The 19,470-nt window shown below is 63.6% G+C and carries 22 protein-coding genes and 1 pseudogene; 9 read left to right on the top strand and 14 right to left on the bottom strand.

The genetic code is table 11. The features are described from left to right. Positions 1 to 432: 432 nt before the first annotated feature. Genes CWO91_RS35185 through fliL form a run of 4 tightly spaced genes read right to left on the bottom strand, consistent with a single transcriptional unit; the run spans position 433 to position 3,368 of the window. The gene (locus CWO91_RS35185) at positions 433 to 1,194 is read right to left on the bottom strand and encodes a MotE family protein (protein ID WP_130220064.1); all 762 of its coding nucleotides are present in this window, start codon (positions 1,192 to 1,194) and stop codon (positions 433 to 435) included. A 9-nt stretch (positions 1,195 to 1,203) separates the two neighbouring features. After that, positions 1,204 to 1,650: a DUF6468 domain-containing protein gene (locus CWO91_RS35180; RefSeq protein WP_130220063.1), complete on the bottom strand. Its 447-nt coding sequence runs from the start codon at positions 1,648 to 1,650 to the stop codon at positions 1,204 to 1,206. Beyond that, positions 1,647 to 2,849, bottom strand: a complete 1,203-nt coding sequence (gene fliM, locus CWO91_RS35175) for a flagellar motor switch protein FliM (RefSeq protein ID WP_091898008.1) — start codon at positions 2,847 to 2,849, stop codon at positions 1,647 to 1,649. Before fliM ends, CWO91_RS35180 begins: the two co-directional genes overlap by 4 nt. A gap of 18 nt (positions 2,850 to 2,867) precedes the next feature. Next, the gene (fliL, locus tag CWO91_RS35170) at positions 2,868 to 3,368 is read right to left on the bottom strand and encodes a flagellar basal body-associated protein FliL (protein ID WP_130220062.1); all 501 of its coding nucleotides are present in this window, start codon (positions 3,366 to 3,368) and stop codon (positions 2,868 to 2,870) included. 378 nt (positions 3,369 to 3,746) lie between these two features. On the opposite strand from fliL, the gene flgF reads away from it, so the two are divergent. From flgF to flgH, 4 genes are read left to right on the top strand one after another with little or no spacing between them, the layout of a single operon-like run. Further along, positions 3,747 to 4,508 carry a flagellar basal-body rod protein FlgF gene (gene flgF, locus CWO91_RS35165; protein ID WP_130220061.1) on the top strand — a complete coding sequence of 254 codons (762 nt, stop codon included), beginning with the start codon at positions 3,747 to 3,749 and terminating at the stop codon, positions 4,506 to 4,508. Between the two features lie 16 nt (positions 4,509 to 4,524). Then, a complete protein-coding gene (gene flgG / locus CWO91_RS35160) occupies positions 4,525 to 5,313 on the top strand; it encodes a flagellar basal-body rod protein FlgG (protein ID WP_091898014.1) in 789 nt (262 codons plus the stop codon). Between the two features lie 10 nt (positions 5,314 to 5,323). After that, positions 5,324 to 6,454, top strand: coding sequence for a flagellar basal body P-ring formation chaperone FlgA (gene flgA, locus CWO91_RS35155; RefSeq protein WP_165405938.1), 1,131 nt, complete (start codon positions 5,324 to 5,326; stop codon positions 6,452 to 6,454). Between the two features lie 3 nt (positions 6,455 to 6,457). Continuing rightward, a complete protein-coding gene (flgH, locus tag CWO91_RS35150; RefSeq protein WP_128943253.1) occupies positions 6,458 to 7,222 on the top strand; it encodes a flagellar basal body L-ring protein FlgH in 765 nt (254 codons plus the stop codon). Positions 7,223 to 7,486: 264 nt separating this feature from the next. Here the strand turns inward: flgH and CWO91_RS35145 are convergent, their stop codons facing one another. From CWO91_RS35145 to CWO91_RS35120, 6 genes and pseudogenes are all read right to left on the bottom strand, one after another. Then, the gene (locus tag CWO91_RS35145; protein ID WP_130220059.1) at positions 7,487 to 7,807 is read right to left on the bottom strand and encodes a helix-turn-helix domain-containing protein; all 321 of its coding nucleotides are present in this window, start codon (positions 7,805 to 7,807) and stop codon (positions 7,487 to 7,489) included. After that, positions 7,804 to 8,001, bottom strand: coding sequence for a type II toxin-antitoxin system RelE/ParE family toxin (locus CWO91_RS45630; protein ID WP_433995597.1), 198 nt, complete (start codon positions 7,999 to 8,001; stop codon positions 7,804 to 7,806). Before CWO91_RS45630 ends, CWO91_RS35145 begins: the two co-directional genes overlap by 4 nt. Positions 8,002 to 8,035: 34 nt before the next feature. Beyond that, positions 8,036 to 8,098 (bottom strand): annotated as a pseudogene (locus CWO91_RS45625) (type II toxin-antitoxin system RelE/ParE family toxin); the annotation flags it as partial. Positions 8,099 to 8,938: 840 nt separating this feature from the next. Continuing rightward, a complete protein-coding gene (locus CWO91_RS35130) occupies positions 8,939 to 9,718 on the bottom strand; it encodes a 2-keto-4-pentenoate hydratase (protein ID WP_130220058.1) in 780 nt (259 codons plus the stop codon). Between the two features lie 462 nt (positions 9,719 to 10,180). Continuing rightward, positions 10,181 to 10,546 (bottom strand): RNA polymerase-binding protein DksA, encoded by a 366-nt coding sequence (gene dksA / locus CWO91_RS35125; protein WP_128932817.1) that lies wholly within the window; start codon positions 10,544 to 10,546, stop codon positions 10,181 to 10,183. Between the two features lie 215 nt (positions 10,547 to 10,761). Next, positions 10,762 to 11,373 (bottom strand): NAD(P)-dependent oxidoreductase, encoded by a 612-nt coding sequence (locus CWO91_RS35120; RefSeq protein ID WP_130220057.1) that lies wholly within the window; start codon positions 11,371 to 11,373, stop codon positions 10,762 to 10,764. A gap of 150 nt (positions 11,374 to 11,523) precedes the next feature. Between CWO91_RS35120 and CWO91_RS35115 the strand changes: the two genes are divergently transcribed. Continuing rightward, positions 11,524 to 11,895, top strand: coding sequence for a winged helix-turn-helix transcriptional regulator (locus CWO91_RS35115; RefSeq protein WP_091898026.1), 372 nt, complete (start codon positions 11,524 to 11,526; stop codon positions 11,893 to 11,895). Positions 11,896 to 12,154: 259 nt separating this feature from the next. Here the strand turns inward: CWO91_RS35115 and CWO91_RS35110 are convergent, their stop codons facing one another. Further along, entirely contained in the window at positions 12,155 to 12,568 is a 414-nt protein-coding gene (locus tag CWO91_RS35110) for a flagellar assembly protein FliX (RefSeq protein ID WP_130220056.1), read from the bottom strand. Positions 12,569 to 12,850: 282 nt separating this feature from the next. Between CWO91_RS35110 and CWO91_RS35105 the strand changes: the two genes are divergently transcribed. The 4 genes from CWO91_RS35105 (at position 12,851) to CWO91_RS35090 (ending at position 15,371) form a co-directional block, all read left to right on the top strand. Further along, positions 12,851 to 13,975 carry a flagellar basal body P-ring protein FlgI gene (locus CWO91_RS35105; protein ID WP_128932813.1) on the top strand — a complete coding sequence of 375 codons (1,125 nt, stop codon included), beginning with the start codon at positions 12,851 to 12,853 and terminating at the stop codon, positions 13,973 to 13,975. Continuing rightward, the gene (flgJ, locus tag CWO91_RS35100; RefSeq protein ID WP_165405937.1) at positions 13,975 to 14,343 is read left to right on the top strand and encodes a flagellar assembly peptidoglycan hydrolase FlgJ; all 369 of its coding nucleotides are present in this window, start codon (positions 13,975 to 13,977) and stop codon (positions 14,341 to 14,343) included. The genes CWO91_RS35105 and flgJ overlap by 1 nt, the downstream gene beginning before the upstream one ends. Positions 14,344 to 14,354: 11 nt before the next feature. After that, positions 14,355 to 14,852: a hypothetical protein gene (locus CWO91_RS35095; protein ID WP_130220054.1), complete on the top strand. Its 498-nt coding sequence runs from the start codon at positions 14,355 to 14,357 to the stop codon at positions 14,850 to 14,852. Between the two features lie 159 nt (positions 14,853 to 15,011). Further along, the gene (locus tag CWO91_RS35090; RefSeq protein ID WP_091898036.1) at positions 15,012 to 15,371 is read left to right on the top strand and encodes a hypothetical protein; all 360 of its coding nucleotides are present in this window, start codon (positions 15,012 to 15,014) and stop codon (positions 15,369 to 15,371) included. A 59-nt stretch (positions 15,372 to 15,430) separates the two neighbouring features. Here the strand turns inward: CWO91_RS35090 and flaF are convergent, their stop codons facing one another. The 3 genes from flaF to CWO91_RS35075 all read right to left on the bottom strand — a co-directional run. Next, positions 15,431 to 15,799 (bottom strand): flagellar biosynthesis regulator FlaF, encoded by a 369-nt coding sequence (flaF, locus tag CWO91_RS35085; protein WP_027560338.1) that lies wholly within the window; start codon positions 15,797 to 15,799, stop codon positions 15,431 to 15,433. A gap of 290 nt (positions 15,800 to 16,089) precedes the next feature. Then, positions 16,090 to 18,330 carry a DUF1522 domain-containing protein gene (locus CWO91_RS35080; RefSeq protein WP_128932810.1) on the bottom strand — a complete coding sequence of 747 codons (2,241 nt, stop codon included), beginning with the start codon at positions 18,328 to 18,330 and terminating at the stop codon, positions 16,090 to 16,092. A gap of 242 nt (positions 18,331 to 18,572) precedes the next feature. Beyond that, on the bottom strand, positions 18,573 to 19,470 hold an 898-nt coding region (locus tag CWO91_RS35075; protein WP_283811053.1), incomplete at its 5' end, for a flagellin.

Here is a 19,470-nt window from a genome sequence, read left to right as displayed (position 1 = left end):
CAGTCTCAGAAGATGCCGCCTGCCGCAGCTGCACCCGCAACGGGAGCTTGATGTGCTGCCTTGACGAGTTGCTGAGCGCGCGCACTCACAACCTTCGAGGCGTTGCGCTTCGCACGCGACTCTGAATCAGATGTGATCTCGGCGATGCGAATCGATTGGTTAGCTATGGGGGTAATCAATGAGCGGAGAAGCCGGTTGCATTGTGTGTAGCAGGGCAAGAGCGGTCGTAGCGATCGTTCCGATCGCCAGAGGATATGCCCTGAAAGTATATGAATGCTCCTGTTGCCATAGCACGCTGCAGCTCGTGACTCGCGTCACAAAGGCCGCGCTGATCAAGCAGCAGCTCAAAACCCTTCCTCGTGTGGAGAAGCAGTTGCACCCGCCTGTTCGCAGGGCGCAACAGGCGTTCGCGAACTAGACACGCAAAGCGTCTCAATTCGGCTTTTGCGTCGGCTTGCCGTCGATCTTGGGCAGATCGCCGGCCGAGGCAGACTGATCGCCGCCGCCATTGGCCCGGCGGGCCATCTCGACCGTGAGCCGCTCGGCCGCCTCGGGCGACATCAGCCCGAGGATATCCGACATCTTTCGCGGCGCGATGGCCGAGGCGATCTCGATCAGCACGCCCATCTCGAGCCGGTCGAACACCCGCGCGGCATCCTTCGGCTTCATGCCCTCATACATGGTGACGAGGCCCTTCATACGCTGGGCTTCGGCGGCCTTCTGCTCGGCCTGGGTCGCGGAGATGCGGGTTTCCACCGCCTTCATCTCCTCGACCTTGTTTTCGATGCGCTTCTCGGCCGATTTGAGCAGGCTCTCGCGGATGTCGATCTCGCGCTGGCGGGCCTCGATCTCCTGGCGGCGGGCCTGCAACCGCTCGAGGATCGCGCGCTCGGAGGCAGAGACCTGCGGCTGGGCCTCGTCCATCTTGACCACGGTGCCTTCAGGCTTGGTCTCGGGAGCAGCCGGCTTCGGCGCCTCCTTCGGCGCGCCATGGGTCGATCCGGTGATGTCGGGGTCCTCGCGACCGGTCGGGAAGTTCAGATTCTCCTGCGCCCAGGATTTCTTGGCCTGGTTCGGCTTGTAGTCGAACACATAGCCGCCATTGATCACGAGGCCCGCGACCTTCAGCGTGGCGAGACCTGCGACGGCAACCAGGACGACCGGGATGACGCGGATGTTACGAAAGGATTTCATACCCTGACTTCATGCGGCAATGCCGTTGGATCGTCGGCGCTCGGAGAAAGCTTCGGCCGCCGCCGCCACCGCCTTCGCCGACGAAGGCTTGGCCGCGGGCGCAGCAACCATTTCCGGATTGGTCACGGGGCGCGCGGCGATCGCGATCTTGGACAGGCGCCGCACCACGTTGTCGGCTTCGCCGAGCTGCTTGTAGAGCTGGTCGGACATCTGGGTTGCCGCCGCAAGCTGGCTGCCGAGGTTCTCGTTGACGTCGCGCACGGCGAGCTTCAGCCCGCCGATCGCGCGCTCGGCGATCTCGGTCGCGGTGATCAGCTCGCCGATCACCGCCTTCAGCGAATGCTCGTCCGCCTTCAGCCGCGTCAGGCGCTTGTTGAGCATGACGCAGTAGACGATCGTCAGCATCAGCAGGATAGCCACCAACGACTCGATCGCCATTCCCAGGGAGTGGTTCATGGGGCCTCCATCATCTTGTTCTGCTCGTCCACCTTCTCGAACATCGCAAGTGTCGTACTTGGCTTGCGCAGGGGTTTCGTCACGCGGATCGCGACCCGGTCGCCGACCCGACCCATCCGCCCTTCGGTCAGCGTGACGCTGCCGCAGCGCACCGACACGTTGGCATCCGCGCGCATCTCGAGCGGCAGCGTGTCGCCGACCTTGAGCCGCATCAACTGCTTGAGCGGAATGTCGGCCTCGTAGAGCACGGCATCGACGGCGATCTCGGCCTGCACGATCTCGGTGGCGAAATGCCCCTCCCAGACCGGGTCGCGGCCGAACTTTTCGCCCATGAACATCTGGAGCAGGACGCCCCGGATCGGCTCGATGGTCGCATAAGGCAGCAGCAGTTCGATGTTGCCGCCGCGGTCTTCCATATCGATGCGCAGGCGCACCAGGATCGCGGCGTTGGCGGGACGGCTGATCGCGGCGAAACGAGGATTGGTCTCGAGCCGGTCGATCGTGAAGGTCACCGGGGACAGCGGCCGGAACGCCTGCTCGGCGTCGGCCAGCACCACCTCGACCAGCCGCTTGACCAGCTCGGTCTCGATCGTGGTGTAGGGCCGCCCCTCGATGCGGAGCTGGCTGGTGCCGCGGCGACCGCCGAGCAGCACGTCGATCATCGAGTAGATCAGATTGGAATCGACCGTCGCCATGCCGAAGTTTTCCCACTCCTCGGCCTTGAACACCGAGAGCACGGCCGGCAGCGGGATCGAGTTCATGTAGTCGCCGAAGCGCACCGAGGTGATGCGGTCGAGTGAGACTTCGACGTTGTCGGAGGTGAAATTGCGCAAGCTCGTCGTCAACAGCCGCACCAGGCGGTCGAAGACGATTTCGAGCATGGGCAGACGCTCGTAGGAGACCATCGCCGAATCGATGATCGCGCGAATGCCGGAATGGTCGTCGAGCGTGACGTCGCCGACGGTGAAGCCGAGGAGATTGTCGATCTCCTCCTGCGACAGCACCCGCTCGCCGGAGTTCTTGCCGGTGCCGAGATCGCGGCTGCCGTCCTCGACCATGGCCGCCCATTGCAGGGCCATGGTCTCGGATAATTCGTTCTCGGCGGCAGCCTTTGCGGCCTCCGCGGGATCCTCGGAATCAAGCGAGGCCTCCCATTGGGCGGCAATCGCATCCTGGTCCATCTGCTCGTTGCCGGCCATGGTGCTAGCTCATCACCCTCACTGCACCACGACTTCCTTGAACAGCACCGCGCTGACCTGGATCGGGGCGACCGCCGCGTTGACGCGCTTGGTCAGCTCCTCCTTGAGGCGGAAGATGCCGGCGGAACCGTTGAGATCGGAGGGGCGCAGTTCGCGCACATAGGTCTGGAAGATGTCGGTGACGCGCGGCATGGTCGGCTTGATCGCCTCGATCTGCTTCTCTTCCTTCAGCTCCAGCACGATCTTCAGCCGCAGATATTGCACGCGCTCGCCAGGCGCGCCGGCGAGGTTGACCATCATATCGGGGACGTCGACGAAAGCCGGCGGCTTCGGCGGCGGCGCCGCCTCGGCGTGGTGCTCGTCGTCGCCGTGACGGAAGAAGAAAAACCACGTCGCAGCACCGCCGCCGAGGATGGCGAGCAGGCCGATGGCCATGATGATGAGCTTGAGCTTGTTCTTCGGCGGAGCGGCTTCCGCGCCCTCGGCGGCTGCACCGCCTTCCGCTTCGTTCTCTGCCATGGTCGCCGCGCCCGGATCTCTCAAAGGGGTCGATAGAGCGAAGCCTCAGACAGTGACGCGATACAAATGCCCCCGGCGCAATGCGCTCCTCTTCATGGCAAACGCTACGGTAATAATGGTTAACGGAATCTTTCGATTGGGCCTCTGCTAGGAAAAATCTGCCGGGCAAACATGGCTAACAGAACCTTTCTGCCGCCCTCCCGCGCCCCTCAAAACTCATCAAGATATTGAAATTACATGATTTTTCGAGTTGGCACGGCTTTCGCTGAGAAAGGGCCGAGACCGAACGGTTTGGGAGAACCAGACGGTCTCGTTCACGGGGTCCGCCAAGGCGCTTGGGAGAGCGAGCTGGCAGATCTCACTCAGGGGAGATTTCCGATGCAGAACGCGCTTCTGATCGGCTTGTCACGGCAGATGACGTTGGAACGGCAGATGGATGTCATCGCCAACAACGTCGCCAACGCCAATACCAATGGCTTCAAGGCCGACCATTCGCTGTTCGAGGAGTTCCTCAACTCGAACGCGCGCGAGGACAATTTCATCGGCACGGACCGCCGTGTCTCCTATGTGCAGGACCGCGGCACCTTCCGCGACGTCGGCCAGGGGCCGATGGAGCCGACCAACAACCCGCTCGACATGGCGATCGACGGCAACGCCTATTTCGCGGTGCAGGCCAATGGCGGCGAGCGCTACACCCGCGACGGCAAATTCTCGCTCAACAGCACCGGCCAGCTCGTCACCTCCGACGGCAACCTCGTGCTCGGCACCGGCGGCCCGATCACCTTCCAGCCGACCGACCACGACATCAACGTCGCACCCGACGGCACCATCACGGTGCTCGAGGGCACGGCGAAGACCGACTCGATCCGCGGCAAGATCCGCATGGCCTCGTTCGACGATCCGACCAAGCTGACCAAGCTCGGCGCCAACCTCTATGACGTAGGCTCCGCCGTCCCGCAGGCCGACACCAAGTCCAGCGTGCGCCAGGGCTATGTCGAGAAGTCGAACGTCAATGCGGTCGGCGAGATGAGCCGCATGGTCGAAGTCATGCGCAGCTACACCGCCATCGCCAACCTGCTCCAGCAGCAGAGCGACCTCCACAAATCGGCGATCGAGAAGCTCGCCGACGTTCCGGCCTGATTGAGGGAGAACTGACATGCAGGCGCTTCACACCGCAGCGACCGGAATGGCGGCACAGGAACTCAACGTTCAGGTGATCTCCAACAACATCGCCAACCTGCGCACCACCGGCTTCAAGAAGCAGACCGCGGCGTTCCAGGACCTGATCTACGAGCATGTCCGCCGCGTCGGCGCGCAGTCGTCCGACCAGGGCACCATCCTGCCGGTGGGCGTCGACATCGGCGGCGGCGTCAAGACCGTCGGCACGCCGCGCAGCATGACGCAGGGCACGCTGTCGCAGACCGGCAACGATCTCGACCTCGCGGTCTCGGGCGAAGGCTTTTTCAAGATCCTGATGCCCGACGGCACCTACCAATACACCCGCGACGGCACCTTCCAGATGGACAATCAGGGCCGCATCGTCACCGCGCAGGGCAACCCGGTGCAGCCGACGATCACGATCCCGAACAACGCCTCGGGCCTGACTGTCAACGTCCAGGGCCAGGTCTCGGTGACGCTGCCGGGCTCGTCGACCTCGACCATCCTCGGCCAGATCGGCCTGACCCGCTTCATCAACAAGGCGGGCCTCCAGCCCGTCGGCAGCAATCAGTTCACCGAGACGCCCTCCTCCGGCCCGCCCCAGGACGGCACCGCGACGGCCGAAGGTTACGGCAACATCACGCAAGGAAGCCTCGAGCAGGCCAATGTCGACGTCGTCTCGGAGATGAGCGACCTGATCGCGGCCCAGCGCGCCTACGAGATGAACGCCAAGGTGATCAGCGCCGCCGACCAGATGATGCAATCGACCACGGCGCTGTTCCGCTGAGGTGATGACGATGATCCGAACCACCCTTGCCACCATCTCCGCTCTTCTCGCGCTGGCGCTGCCGGCAGCGGCGGCCGACGATTTCATCGCAGCGCCGACGCTGCGCGGAAGCGTCAGCGTGACCTCGGACGTGGTGCGGGTCGGCGATCTCATCGACAACGCCGGATCGGCCGCGCTGATCCCGGTCTACCGCTCGCCCGATCTCGGCACCACCGGCACGCTGACGGTCGCGCAGGTGTTGTCGGTGCTCCGCGCCAAACAAGTGATCGGCGTGATGACCGGCGACATCAAGGAGGTCCAGGTCACCCGCCTCGCCCGCACGCTCGCCAGCAAGGACCTCGAAGCCGCGGTCGCCTCGACGCTCGAGCGCCGCTTCGGCCTTGGCGACGCCGCCAACATCACGGTCACGTTCGACCGCGGCATCTCCGACATGCGGCTCGACGCCTCCAACACCGGTGCGCTCCAGCCGGTCGCAACCCGCTATGACGCCCGCAGCGGCCGTTTCGACGTCGCCTTCGAGATCAACAACGACAACAATCCGGCGCCGACCAAGCTCCGCTTCACCGGCACCGCGATCGAGACGGTGGAAGTGGCCGTGCTGACGCGCGACATCGACCGCACCGAGCTCCTGAAATCCTCCGACGTCTCGCTGGAGCGGCGGCCGAAGGCCGAGGTCACCGGCGAGCCCGCCTCGCGCGATCGTACCGTCGGCATGCAGCTGCGCCGGCCGATGCGGGCGGGCATGCCGATCCGCGTCGCCGACATCGTCAAGCCCGACTTCGTGGTGCGCGATCAGACCGTCACCATCATCTACCAGGTGCCCGGCCTCTATCTCACCACGCGCGGCAAGGCGATCGAGAGCGGCGCCGAGGGCGACACCGTCAGCGTGCTCAACCTGCAATCCAAGCGTACGCTGACCGGCGTCGTCACCGGCCGCGGCCAGGTCACGGTCCAGGGCGCAAGCCAGTCCGCACCGATGGCGCCCGCGGTCGAGCAGACCTCGTCGATCAAGCGTGACGACGTGCCGGCGGCCGCAGCCCTGGCGCAGAGCCTGATCCAGGCGCCGGCGTCTGCCGCCCAGATCGCACAAGCCCAGATTCCGCAAGTTCGCGTCTCGCAAGCTCCAGCCAAGTCAGAGTAAGTCATGTCTCCGTTCAGTTCGGCTTCCCGCCTTCGTCGCATCGCGATCTCTGCCCTGCTGCTGGCGACCTGCGCGCTCGCATCCGGCTGCTCCTCGATCGACCGCCTGTCGCAGATTGGCGAGCAACCAAAATTGTCGGCGATCGACAATCCGACGACGCAGCCCGGCTATAAGCCGGTGCAGATGCCGATGCCGAAGCCGGAAGTCGCCTCCTACAATCCGAACTCGCTGTGGCGCAACGGCAGCCGCGCCTTCTTTAAGGACCAGCGCGCCCGCCAGGTCGGCGACCTCCTGACCGTGACCGTGAACATCACCGACAAGGCCAACCTCTCCAACGAGACCCAGCGCAGCCGGACCAGCAAGGAAGACTCAGGGATTACGGACTTCATCGGCAGCCAGACAGTCACGCAGCCGCTCAAGGTCCTCCCCGGACGTCTCCTCACTACCGACTCGACGTCCTCAGCCGACGGCAAGGGCTCGGTCAACCGCCAGGAAGCGTTGCAGACCAACGTCGCCGCGGTTGTGACGCAGGTGCTGCCGAACGGCAACCTCGTGGTCGAGGGCAAGCAGGAGATCCGTGTCAACTACGAGATCCGCGAGCTCGTGGTCGCCGGCATCGTCCGCCCCGAAGACATCCAGAGCGACAACACCATCGATTCAAGCAAGATCGCGCAGGCCCGCATCGCCTATGGCGGCCGCGGCCAGATCATGGACGTGCAACAGCCGCGCTACGGCCAGCAGGTCATGGACGTGCTGCTGCCCTTCTAAGCCTCTTTAAGAGCTCCCACATCGTGTTCGCGAACCTAGGCGCGAACGACGATGTACGACGCGGCCCTCGCTAGCTCCCCTGGCGAGGGCCGCATGTATTTTGCGAAAGGCGGCTGCGAGCCGATGGCTTCACGGCCAGTTGGTGCACTCAAGCGCGGCCTCAGCCTCGGTCATTGCGAGCCAACGGGGCCGCGCAAAGCGCGGTCCCGTTGGCAGGCTCCGCGAAGCAATCCAGACTGTCGCCGCGGAAAGACTCTCAGTTGGTCAAGCAGCAGCTTGCCGCGACGAGCCGCGCCGCGGCTTCTGACGCACGACCAAATCGACCTTGTAGTCCAGCCGATCCAGGCAGCGCACCAGACGTTCGATCGAGAACTTGCCGACACGCCCGGTGACAAGGCTGGAAACGTCGGGCTGCTTCAGACCCAACAAAGTTGCGGCCTTTGCCTGAGTGAATTTCCGACGCTTGAGGATATCGCGAATTTCACGAACGAGCTTGGCCTTGAGCAGTTCCTCCTCGGGATTGGCAAAGCCGAGATCAGCAAACACATTATCGCTGCCGACCGTGATGTTCTTGTCATCGCTCATTTGCGGTCTTCCTTGACGTAATTCTCATGGTAGTGAGCCTCGGCGAGCTTCAAACGCGCCCTGATGAGGTCGATGCGATGCTTGGGCGTCTCGATTCCCCTCTTCGACTTCTTCTGAAAAGCATGAAGAACATAGATCCTGCCCGCAAAGCGAGCCGTGTAGACCGCCCCTGAAGGTGTCGCCGTCGAAGTCATCGACAACTTCAAGCACGCTCCTCCCACCAAATCCTTTCAACGCCTTGACGCGCGGATGCTCCGAACCGTTCTGCGCATCGTCGATCGCAAATCCCATGACGCGGCGAACCTCGTCCGGAAATGCCCGCAGATCGTGCAGGGACGAGCCAATCCAAGTTGTCGGCTTACGGCCGGTCATTTCCCGCTCCGTGACTTATAGCAGTTTTGCTATCAAAGCTCAAATCGCCCCTCCACAATTTCGGATTTTTAAAAATTTTTGTTGACTCGCTCCGGTCACCGCATTATGTTCTCGTTTTGTCCACAAGAGGGCGTATCGCGATCGTCACGGAACGCGGGATGGAATGCGGTGGCCGCGACGGCGTCGGCGCGCAATGTTGGTTGCAGGGCGGGAATTCCGTGAGCAGCCGCGTGCGCGATACGACACGACGCTGACAGCGTTTTCGCGCAGGTCTCGATGGTGAGCGCACGCCCCAGCCATCGAGGGTCCGGCGAGGATGTGCGCGGACGGAGAAATCGTGTGGTCCTGACGCCCGGGGTCTGTGCGTCAAGCCGTGCGGTGATGCGAGCTGCCCGACCGGGTGCGCGCATCAGCCATCCGCAAGGCGACGGGCAATAGTGCATCGCTCCCCGAGGAGAGCACGAAGGACACCGTTAAAACCATTCGCGCAGGGAAGGCCGGGATGTCCCGTCGTCACCTGTGATCCACCCGAGCGAAGCGAAGCAATCCAGACTGCCTCCGCGGAGAGACTCTGGATTGCTTCGTCGCAAGAGCTCCTCGCAATGACGAGCTTGGCCGAGCGCAATCTGCCCTCTCAACTGTCATCGCCCGCGAAGCGGGCGATCCAGTATTCCGAGACATCAGTGATGAACCGAAAAGCCTCGGCCTACTGGATTCCCCGCCTTCGCGGAGAATGACCGCGGAGGGTGCCGCAACGCCTCACGTAAACTCCGCCTCCACCGTCCCCAGCCCGTCCAGCTCCATCCGCACCTTGTCGCCGGCCTTCAGCCAGAGCGTCTTCACTAGGCTGCCGGTGAGCACGAGTTGCCCCGCGTGCAGGCCCTTGCCTTCGGCGGCAAGATGGTTGGCGAGCCAGGCGAGCGCGTTGTGGGGGTGACCGAGCACGTCGGCGCCGGTGCCTTGGCTCACCTCCTCGTCGTTGACGATGGCGCGGCCTTTCACCGCCATCAGATCCGGCACGGACGAGCGCGGAACCAGGGGTCCCAGCACGCAGCCGGCGGCGAAGAAATCGTCGGCGATCAGGGTCGGCGCGCCCATCGTCTCCCACTTCACGTAGCGATCGTCGACGATCTCGATCGCGGCATGGTAGGCCTCGACCGCCTCGCCGACCCATTCGGCCGTGAACGGCGCCTCGCCGGCGGCAAGGTCACGCTTCAGTCGCACCGCGATCTCGCATTCGACGCCGACGCGGACATAGTTGGAGGCGGCGAGCTTCGCGCCGCTCTCGTGGACGCCGTTCTGGAACACGCCGCCGCCGCAGGGATGCGGGATGCCGATGTAGTCCTGCATCACCTGGCTGGTGCAACCGATCTTGTAGCCGACGAGCGGCCCGACATGGGGCAGCAGGAGATCGTGCAGGGCACGCTGGACTTGATAGCCCTCGGCTTCATCGGCCGGGGGACGCTTCAGCGCCGCGAGCGGCGCATGGTTGCGGCGCGCCAGCGCGATCGCCTTTGCGGCTTCGAGAATCCTGTCCATCGGCGCCGCCTCCCACGCTACGCATTCGAGGGCGACACTTCAGCATCCCCGCTCCGGCCTGACAAGCGCGGGCGGCGGGCAGCTGACGGGGTGCTCCCCGCGTTTAAGGAAATATTGAGCTGGTCCGGGCTTTATGCGCGCGCCATGCGGTTCCGCGGCCGGCGCTCGAAGCGTGATTACAGCGATGCTTGATGCTGCTGGATCAACGCCTCAACATCCGAGTCGATCTCGTTGATGCGACTCGCAAAACCTCCCGCACCTGAAGTGAAGGTTTGTTTCTCATTCCGACCTTCACGTGAGCCCGGAGGAATCGAGTCTAGAGCGTTGATCGCGATTCACTTTTCGCGATTGCGCCCTCGCATTGAAGCGCGCGGGTTTCAAGCGACAGGCAAAACGCCAATCGCGACGCCCAAAGGCGCCTTGCGTCCAAAAACAAAGAGCCGCAACTCTGCGGCTCGGGCTCTATTCGTCGCGATAGACCTTCTCGCGCTTCTCGTGGCGCTCCTGCGCTTCCACCGAGAGCGTCGCGATGGGCCGGGCCTCGAGCCGCTTCAACGAGATCGGCTCGCCGGTTTCCTCGCAATAACCATAGGTGTTGTCCTCGATACGCTGAAGCGCGGCGTCGATCTTGGAGATCAACTTGCGCTGGCGGTCGCGGGCGCGGAGTTCGATGGCACGGTCGGTTTCGGACGAAGCCCGATCGGCAAGATCGGGGTGGTTCACGTTCTCCTCCTGCAGGGCTTGCAGGGTGAGCTTGGACTCTTTGAGGATCTCATCCTTCCAGGCGAGGAGCTTCAATCGGAAGTACTCCTTCTGCCGGTCGTTCATGAAAGGCTCTTTGTCGGTCGGTCGGTAGTTTTTCAACTTTTCCAAGGGCGGCCTATCTGTCTAAGCAACGACTCGCAAACGGAACGGGGTCCGTTGAGCGGGGCCTTATATAGCGGCCTCCTATGACAGACAATATTTCCCTCATCGCTCGGGGGCCACCCCCAAGTCCTTGCACAAGAACGTTTATCCGCAAAGACCCGGGGGCGGCTGCCGGCTCAGTAACCGACCGTGAAACGCTGCCTCAGATGGGCCGGCCGCTCGATCTCGTCGGCGAGCGCAATGGCGTAGTCGGCGAAGGTGATCCAGCTCTTGCCGTTCGCATCTGCGAGAAGCTGGTCGGTCCCGAGCCGGAACTTGCCCGTCCGCTCGCCCTCGACGAACAGCGCGGACGGCGATATGAAGGTCCAGTTCAGGTCCTTTTCCTGTCGCAACAGGTCCAGGAAGGCGGAACCCTTCTCGGCCTCGGCCTTGTACTGGGCGGGAAATCCGGGAGTCGTGACCAGCTTCACGCCCGGAGCGACCTCGAGGCTGCCAGCGCCACCGACGACGAGGTAACGACCCACCTTCGAGTCTTTCGCAGCGCCGATCAGCTTGAGCGGATCGCTGGCCAGGAAGTGCACGGAACTCACGGCGACATCGTGCCCGGCCCACAGCCTGGCCAAGCCGGCCTGATCGAGCACATCGCCCTTGGTGGGCGTGACGTTCGGCAGGGCCGCGATCTTTTCCGGGTTGCGGGCAATGGCGGTGACGCTATGGCCGCGACGGGACAGTTCCTTGGTGATTTCCGACCCGGCCCGGCCCGAGGCGCCGGCGACTGCGATTTTCATGGAAGGCTCCTTTGCTTCTAAAGTAACTAATGGTGACTAGATATCGCAAAGAATGCTGGTGTTAAGAGAGCACTTTGTGCTTACCTGATAACGCTGGAGTAACCGGCGTGCCTATTCGCAAACGACCGAATGGAATCCGAGGACCCGACGATGAAGCCCGACGTCTATGCAGCGAACTGTCCGACGCGCCAGATCCTCGATCGCGTCGGCGACAAATGGGCGGTGCTGATCCTTTTGCTGCTGCGCGAGGAGCCGATGCGCTTCAATCAGTTGCGCCGCACGATCGAAGGCATTTCACAGAAGATGCTGAGTCAGGTTCTCAAATCGCTCGAACGCGACGGCCTGATCAGGCGCCGCGCCATCGCGACCGTGCCTGTCACGGTGGAATATTCGATCACGCAGCTCGGGCTAACGCTGGCGGCGGCGGTCGATCCCCTGCGCGATTGGGCCGAGCAGAATTTGAAGGACGTGCTCGCCGCCCAGCGCCGCTACGACGCACAGCAGAAGGAGGAAGCAGCGTAGGCGCGTTGTGAAGCGACGCGCGGTTTCGTCCCAACCTCCGCTGTCATGCCCCGGCTTGACCTGGCTTGACCGGGCATCCAGCACGCCGCGGCCTCTCGATTCAAAATCGACTGTCTCTGGAATACTGGGTCGCCCGGTCCCGGCTCCGCCAAGGCTACGCCGGGGCCACAAGGGTGCTCGGCCGCCGAAGCTTCAGCGAAGGCGGCAAGCCGGACGACGACGAGAAAGTTTTCGAAGTTGCTAAAGGCGAATGCCTGCCTTACGCCTGCCCGGCCTTCGCCAGTTCGACCTCGACGCGGAGCTCGATCTCGGACAGCACCGAGTCCAGACCGGGATCTCCCGACGACGATTTGAGGTTCGCCGCAGCGTCGCGCAGCCGCATCACGGTCGACGCCTCGAGATTGCCGGACAGGAGCCCCATCTTGAGATCGTCGAGCACGTCGAGCGCGGTCCTGCCGCGGGCGACCGAGCGCTTGCGGCGCGCGACCGGATCCTCCTCGACGCCTTGCAGTGCAAGCAGCGCATCGATGTTGGCGGCGGCTTTCGGCGCGGCAGCACTCCGCGTCTCCTGCGCCGACGAGGTGTCGGGCAGGACGAAGGTGCCGGATCCCGTCCGCCTGGCCTGGCTGGCCGGCGCTCCAAGCGTGGTGCCGTTCCGTCCGTAGATGCGCATCGCAGCAATCCGGGTGATCGATGCCTCACCTTCGCCGTTTTATGGTTAACGGCGCGTAAACGGCTCGGCAAAATCTGCCGACAGGCGGCAGTTTCGCTCCTCAGGACGAACGCCGGCTGACACCGGTCGGAACAGATTTATTCAACCTATTCAGCCACCTACCCTCGCTGCCCCGGGTTGGCACAGCGCTCGCAAGGAAAGCGCCGGACCAGCTCGTCATGGGAGTGTCGCAGCCGGTCCTTCGATTTGAGGAGCCTTTTTAGGAGCCTTGGGGAGCAGAGGATGTCAGGCGTTCGTTGGGTGAGGATTGTTGGGGTGGCCTGTGCCGCGCTGTCAGCGCTGGCGCTCTCGGTCACGCCTGCAAGCGCGACATCGCGCATCAAGGACCTCGCCAACATCGAGGGCGTGCGGCAGAACCAGCTCATCGGCTACGGCCTCGTCGTCGGCCTCAACGGCACCGGCGACACGCTCAACAACATCCCCTTCACCAAGCAGTCGCTGCAAGCGATGCTCGAGCGCATGGGCGTCAACATCCGCGGCGCCACCATCCGCACCGGCAACGTCGCCGCCGTGATGGTGACGGGCAACCTGCCGGCGTTCGCCACACAGGGCACGCGCATGGACGTCACCGTCTCCGCGCTCGGCGACGCCAAGAACCTGCAGGGCGGGACCCTGCTCGTGACACCCCTGTTAGGTGCCGACGGCAACGTCTATGCTGTCGCGCAAGGCTCGCTCGCGATCTCTGGCTTCCAGGCCGAGGGTGAAGCGGCGAAAATCGTGCGCGGCGTGCCGACCGTGGGGCGCATTGCCAACGGCGCCATCATCGAGCGCGAGATCGAATTCGCGCTCAATCGCCTGCCAAACGTGCGCCTGGCGCTGCGCAACGCCGACTTCACCACCGCCAAGCGCATCGCAGCCGCCGTCAATGACTATCTCGGCGTCAAGACTGCCGAGCCGATCGATCCCTCGACGGTGCAGCTGTCGATCCCGCCGGAGTTCAAGGGCAACGTCGTCGCCTTCCTCACCGAGATCGAGCAACTCCAGGTCGATCCCGATCTCGCCGCCAAGATCATCATCGACGAGCGGAGCGGCATCATCGTGATGGGCCGCGACGTCCGCGTCGCCACGGTTGCGGTTGCGCAAGGCAACCTCACCGTCACGATCTCCGAGAGCCCGCAGGTGAGCCAGCCCAACCCGTTGTCGCGAGGGCGGACCGTGGTCGCGCCACGCAGCGCCGTCACCGTCACCGAGGACGGAAAAAAACTGGCCGTGGTCAAGGACGGCGTGTCGCTCCAGCAGCTTGTCGACGGCCTCAACGGCCTCGGCATCGGTCCCCGCGACATGATCAGCATCCTCCAGGCGATCAAGGCCGCCGGCGCAATCGAAGCCGATATCGAGGTGATGTGATGCAGACCGGCACGATCAACACCCCGCGCGTCTCCAACTCTTCGGCCTTTTCGGTCGAGAGCCGCAACGGCCGGCCGGACTTCGAGCTCGCGAGCGCCTTGCAAAAGGTCTCGCCGCAACAGCAGGCCAAGGCGCAGAAGACCGCCACCGATTTCGAGGCGATGTTCCTCAACAGCATGTTCTCGCAAATGACCTCCGGCCTGAAGGGCGAAGGCCCGTTCGGCGACACGCCCGGCACCGGGGTTTGGCGTTCGATGCTGACGGAGCAACATTCCAAGAACTTCGCCAAGGCCGGCGGCGTCGGCATCGCCAACGAAGTCTACCGCACCCTGATCATGCAGCAGGCGAAAACGATCCGCACGGCATAAGGTCAAACGAGATGAACCATTTCAACGCCTCACGTCAGCCGATGCAAGCGCAGCGTCCGAACACCGCGCCCGGCAACGCCGAGGCACGCAAGCTTGCCGAGAACCTGATGGATGCGATGAGCGCCCTGCTCGGGCTGATCGAGCGCGAGACCGAGCTCGTCCGCGCCGGCCAGGTCCGTGAGGCGATGACGCTCGAGGGCAAGAAGCAGGAGCTGTCGCGAAACTATGTCGGCGCCGTCAGCCATCTGAAGGCGAACCAGGCCCAGCTCGCGAAATCCGCGCCCGAGCTGCTCTCGACGCTGCATCGCCACCACGATGCGTTCCGCGCGATGCTTCAGGTCAACCTCACCGTGCTCGCCACCGCACACGCCGTGTCCGAGAGCGTCGTGCGCGGCGTCAATGCCGAGATCCAGAAGCGCAACGTGCCGAACACCTATACCGCCGCCGGTCGTCGCGCGGCTCCCGGCCCGCGCCACATCACGCCGCTCGCGGTCAGCCGCTCGCTCTGAGCGCCCGCAATAACAAGAGACAATTTTATAAAAAACCGCGCGGCGATGTCGTCGCGCGGTTAGGCATGTTCCCTAACCGGACCTTCAGGCTTGGTGTTCCATGCTTGCGCGATTAGAGGGGTTGGGATTTGACTCAAGCAAGGCAACCAGGAGGCTGCCATGAGTACAGATTTCAGCATCCGGCCGGTGGGGATCCCGGCCCCCGTGCAGATCGTAACGACGTCGAACGCGGCGGCGAACGAGGCTGTGCAAACTGATTTGCCGGTGAGCCAGACGGTCGCCGCGAGCGATACGGGCGCGCCCGTACGCAATGATTTGCCGAACCACGAGAACGTCTCGCGTCAGGTCGTGTTCGACCAGGCGGCCGCATCCTTCGTCTTCCAGGTCGTCAACGAGAGGACCGACGCGGTGGTCAATCAGTTTCCCGACGAAGCGATGCTGCGCCGGCGGGCCTATTTCCATGCGCTTGATCTGAAGTCCGAACCCTCGCGTCCGCTCAGCACCGACCGCAGCGCCTGACGCTCAGGCGTCGAACTTGGCCTGTGAGAACGACGGTCGAGAGCTCATGATGTTCGCGATCACGGTCGGCCGGACAGACCGGCAGCGATATTCCTGTTGATCTCGATAAGCGGACGGAAGTGATCGAATTGCGGGCTCATCTGCAATGCTGCGGTCTGGCTCAGCACGAACACGCTGATGTTGGCGATCTTCTGCCGGACGTCGAGCGGCTGCGGATTGGTGTCACGCATGGCCTCGCTCAAGAAGATCGTCCAGAGCTTGCGGTTGAACATCAGGGCCTGCATGGTCTGCTCGCTGAGTGGATCGGCGCTGTTGACGGCATCCTGCAACTTGTTCGCGGCCTTGAGCAGAGTCTGCGCCTCGATGTCGCGAGGAGATGCGGTGGTCGTTGCAACACGCGCATAAGCTGAGGCAGCAGAATTCGACATCAATCACACCTTGGAGTTTACCTAGCCCGTTGAACGCGCTTAAGGATTTCTTTCCCAACCCTAGGCAGCACCGCTTAAGATTTGCTTACGTGTGTGCTTGGAAGCCCTCCGGTTTATTACGGGTCGCGGAGTCCCTCTTCATCGCGAAGCTAGATGTGCACACGCGCGCTGTAAACACGTCTCGCATGATGCGCATCGATCTCAGCTAATCCTGTCTTAGCGATCTCCATAAAAACGGCGGAGCATCAGCTCCGCCACGATATTCCCGTTCATTGTCCTGCGCTGCGAGATTAGCGGAGCAGCTGGAGCACGCTCTGCTGCGACTGGTTGGCCAGCGACAGCGCAGAGACCGCGATCGACTGGCGGGTCGACAGCGCCTGGCTGTTGGCTGCTTCCTCGTTGGTGTCGGCCAGCGTCAGGTTGGACGAGCCGGTCTGCAGCACGTTGATCAGGTTCTTCGAGAAGTCCTGGCGCACCTGCACGATCGAGAGGTTCGAGCCGAGCGCGGAACCTTCCGAGCGCAGCGTGCTCGAGGCCGCATTCAGGCTCGCCAGCACCTTGTTGGTCGCACCGTTGTCGATGAAGTCGACGCCGTTGACGAGGTTGCTGAGGCCGAGGCCGGCCGCGTTGAACACCACGCCGTTGATGCTGAGCGTCGAGCTGCCGGTCTCGTTGAAGACGAGCTTGAGCGTGTCGCCGTTTAGCAGGTTGACGCCGTTGAACGAAGCGTCCTGCGAGGTGGTGTCGATCTGCGCCAGGATGTTGTTGAACTGGTTGACCAGATTGGAGCGCGCCGTCTGCGCCACGGGATCCTGGATCGGCGGCTGCGCGGTCGTGAAGGCAACCGTGCCGGTGATCGTGCCGCCGACGGCGCCGCCGGCGGTCACCGAGCCGAGCGTCGAAGAGGCGTATTCGTTGACGGTGGTGATCGTGAGCACGCCGTTGGCGTCGATCGTCGCCGTCAGGTGGTTGGCCTGAAGCTGGTTGTTGAGCTGGTCGAGCGTCTTGACCGTGCCGTTGGTGCCGTCGCCGAAGGTGACGTTCACGGGCGTGCCGCCGTTGAAGGAGGTGAAGGTCAGCGTCTTGCCGGAAATGCTGCCCGGACCCGGCGAGCGGCCCGCGGTAAAGGCGGTGCCCGTGCCGGTCGGACCGGTCAGCCCGAACGCGGACAACGCGTTGCCCGTTCCGGTGATCGACAGATCTGCGGTGGTTCCGGTGCTGAGCTTGAGAGCGCCGTTGACGACCGAGGACAGCGACGATCCGCTCGCCGCGACCACGGCGCCGGCGCTGACGATGCCGGCGCCCGATGCCAGGTCGACCGCGTTCAGCGAATCCTGGACGGTTGCGCCCTGGAGATAGACAATGGAGTTGCCATTGTTGTCGGTCACGATGTTGCCGATCTTGGTCGACCCCGTCGGCGCGGCGGCAGGGACGGCCGCGTTCTTGAACGTGACTGTCTTGCCGTCGACGTTGAGCGTGGAGCCGTCCTGAACGAGCGTGCCCAGCGTGGCTGAGGTTGTCAGACGCGCCTTGGTCACATTGACATTGCCGGAGCCGGTCGCGGTCGTCAGGCCCAGCGCCTTGAGGAAGTCGGCCTTGCCGGTGATGCTGAGATCGGCGCCGGTGCCGGTGGTGAGCGTGAGCTGGCCGCCGGCGATGGAAGCGTTGGTGCCCGAGGAGTTCGACAGGGTTGCGGTGCCGCCCGCGATCGCAGCCTTCTGCACGCCACTTGCGAGATCGATCGCATCCATCACGTCCTGGACAGTTGCAGCCGGCAAAGCGTTTGTTCCGAGGTAAACCGTGGAGTTGCCATTACCGTCGGTGACGACGTTGTTGTTCTTGCCGGAGCCGGCCGGAACGTTGGCGACCGCAGGTGCAGCCCCGGCCCTGAAGGTGATGGTCTTGCCGTCGACGATGAGGACGTCGCCGTCCGATGGAGCACCGTTCGTCGCGATGGTAGTGGCGCTCGGTGTACCAAGCAGAGTCAGACCCGTAGCCAGGCTGGCAGCGGTGCCGGCACCGTCGGGAGCGGCGTTACCGGTCAGGGATTGCGAAATGCCACCGAGCGTGGTGCCAGTGGTGATCGGAGTCGTACCGCCGGCCGTGCCGTTGGTGACGACATTGCCGGTCGCCGTCGCATAAGTGTAGCTCGTGGTGCCGCGCAGATCCGCGGGCGTCGCGCCGGGGATCGTGGTCGAGATGTTCGACTTTGTCGAGTAGCCGACCGTGGTCTGGAGCGCCTGGTTGGCGATCGACTTGGCACTGTCGATCAGCTTCTGCAGCGAGGTGATGCCGGTGTTGGCCGCCTGAAGCACCTGCACACCGTTGTTGATCCCATCGAGCAGGTTGCTGATGTCGCTCGCCCGATTGTCCAGCCCCTGCGCGGTGAAGAAGTTGGTGGGGTTGTCCAGCGCCGTGTTGACCTTCTTGCCGGTCGACAGTCGGGACTGGGTGGTGGCGAGCAGGTCGGCCGTTGATTGCAGCGACAACAGGTTCTGGCGAACTGACGCCGAGAGAACGATGTTGGACATTGGCGGTCTTCCTTTTGAACCGGATACGAATCGGGCTCGCCGATCTGGAAAGCGGGCTTTTGTCGAGTTTTAGGGGCTGTCCTTTAAAGTATGGTTAACGGCGACTTAAGGGATAGGGTTAATGCAGGATTAGCGCCCTCACCGGCTCGGAACACGGGCTCCATCGAACTTTTGCACGAACGAAAAAAGCGGCGGGGCCGAAGCCCCGCCGCCGGTTTTAGTTCCGTGATTTCAGACGCTTATTAGCGGAGCAGCTGGAGCACGCTCTGCTGCGACTGGTTGGCCAGCGATAGCGCTGAGACCGCGATCGACTGGCGGGTCGACAGCGCCTGGCTGTTGGCCGCTTCCTCGTTGGTGTCGGCCAGCGTCAGGTTGGACGAGCCGGTCTGGAGCACATTGATCAGGTTCTTGTTGAAGTCCTGACGCACCTGCACGACGGAGAGGTTCGAACCGAGCGTCGAGGCTTCCGAACGCAGCGTGCTCGAGGCTGCGTTCAGCTTGGCCAGCACCCTGTTGGTCGCGGAGTTGTCGATGAAATCGACACCCTGCACCAGGCCAGCCAAACCCAGGCCCTTCGAGTTGAAGGTCACGCCGGTGATGTTCAGGCTCGATTTGCCGGTCTCGTCGAACACCAGTTTGAGCTGATCGCCGTTCAAGAGGTTCACGCCGTTGAAGGAGGAGTCCACCGACGTCGTGTCGATCTGCGTCATGATGTTGTTGTACTGGGCAACCAGGTTCGAGCGGGTGGCCTGGGCAACTGCGTCGACGGTCGGCGTCGTCGCGTTCGTCCAGGTCAGTGAGGTCGTGATCGTGCCGCCGATCGTGCCACCAGCGACGGCAGATCCGATCGTCGAGGACGCATAGTCGTTGGTGGCCGAGACCGTGAGCAGGCCGTTGGCGTCGATCGTGGCCGTCAGGTTGTTGGCCTGAAGCTGCGTGTTGAGCTGATCGAGCGTCTTGACCGTGCCGCCGGTGCCATCACCGAAGGTGACGTTGACCGCCGTGCCGCCGTTGAAGGAGGAGAAGGTCAAGGTCTTGCCCGAGACGCCGCCCGACGCCGCGGAACGGCTCGCCGTGAAGGCGGTGCCCGTGCCGGTGGAGCCGGTCAGGCCGAGCGCGGACAATGCGTTGCCCGAACCT

This window comes from Bradyrhizobium genosp. SA-3 (assembly GCF_004212635.1).
Classification (GTDB): Bacteria; Pseudomonadota; Alphaproteobacteria; order Rhizobiales; family Xanthobacteraceae; genus Bradyrhizobium.
This window is presented reverse-complemented; position numbering and strand designations above follow the sequence as displayed.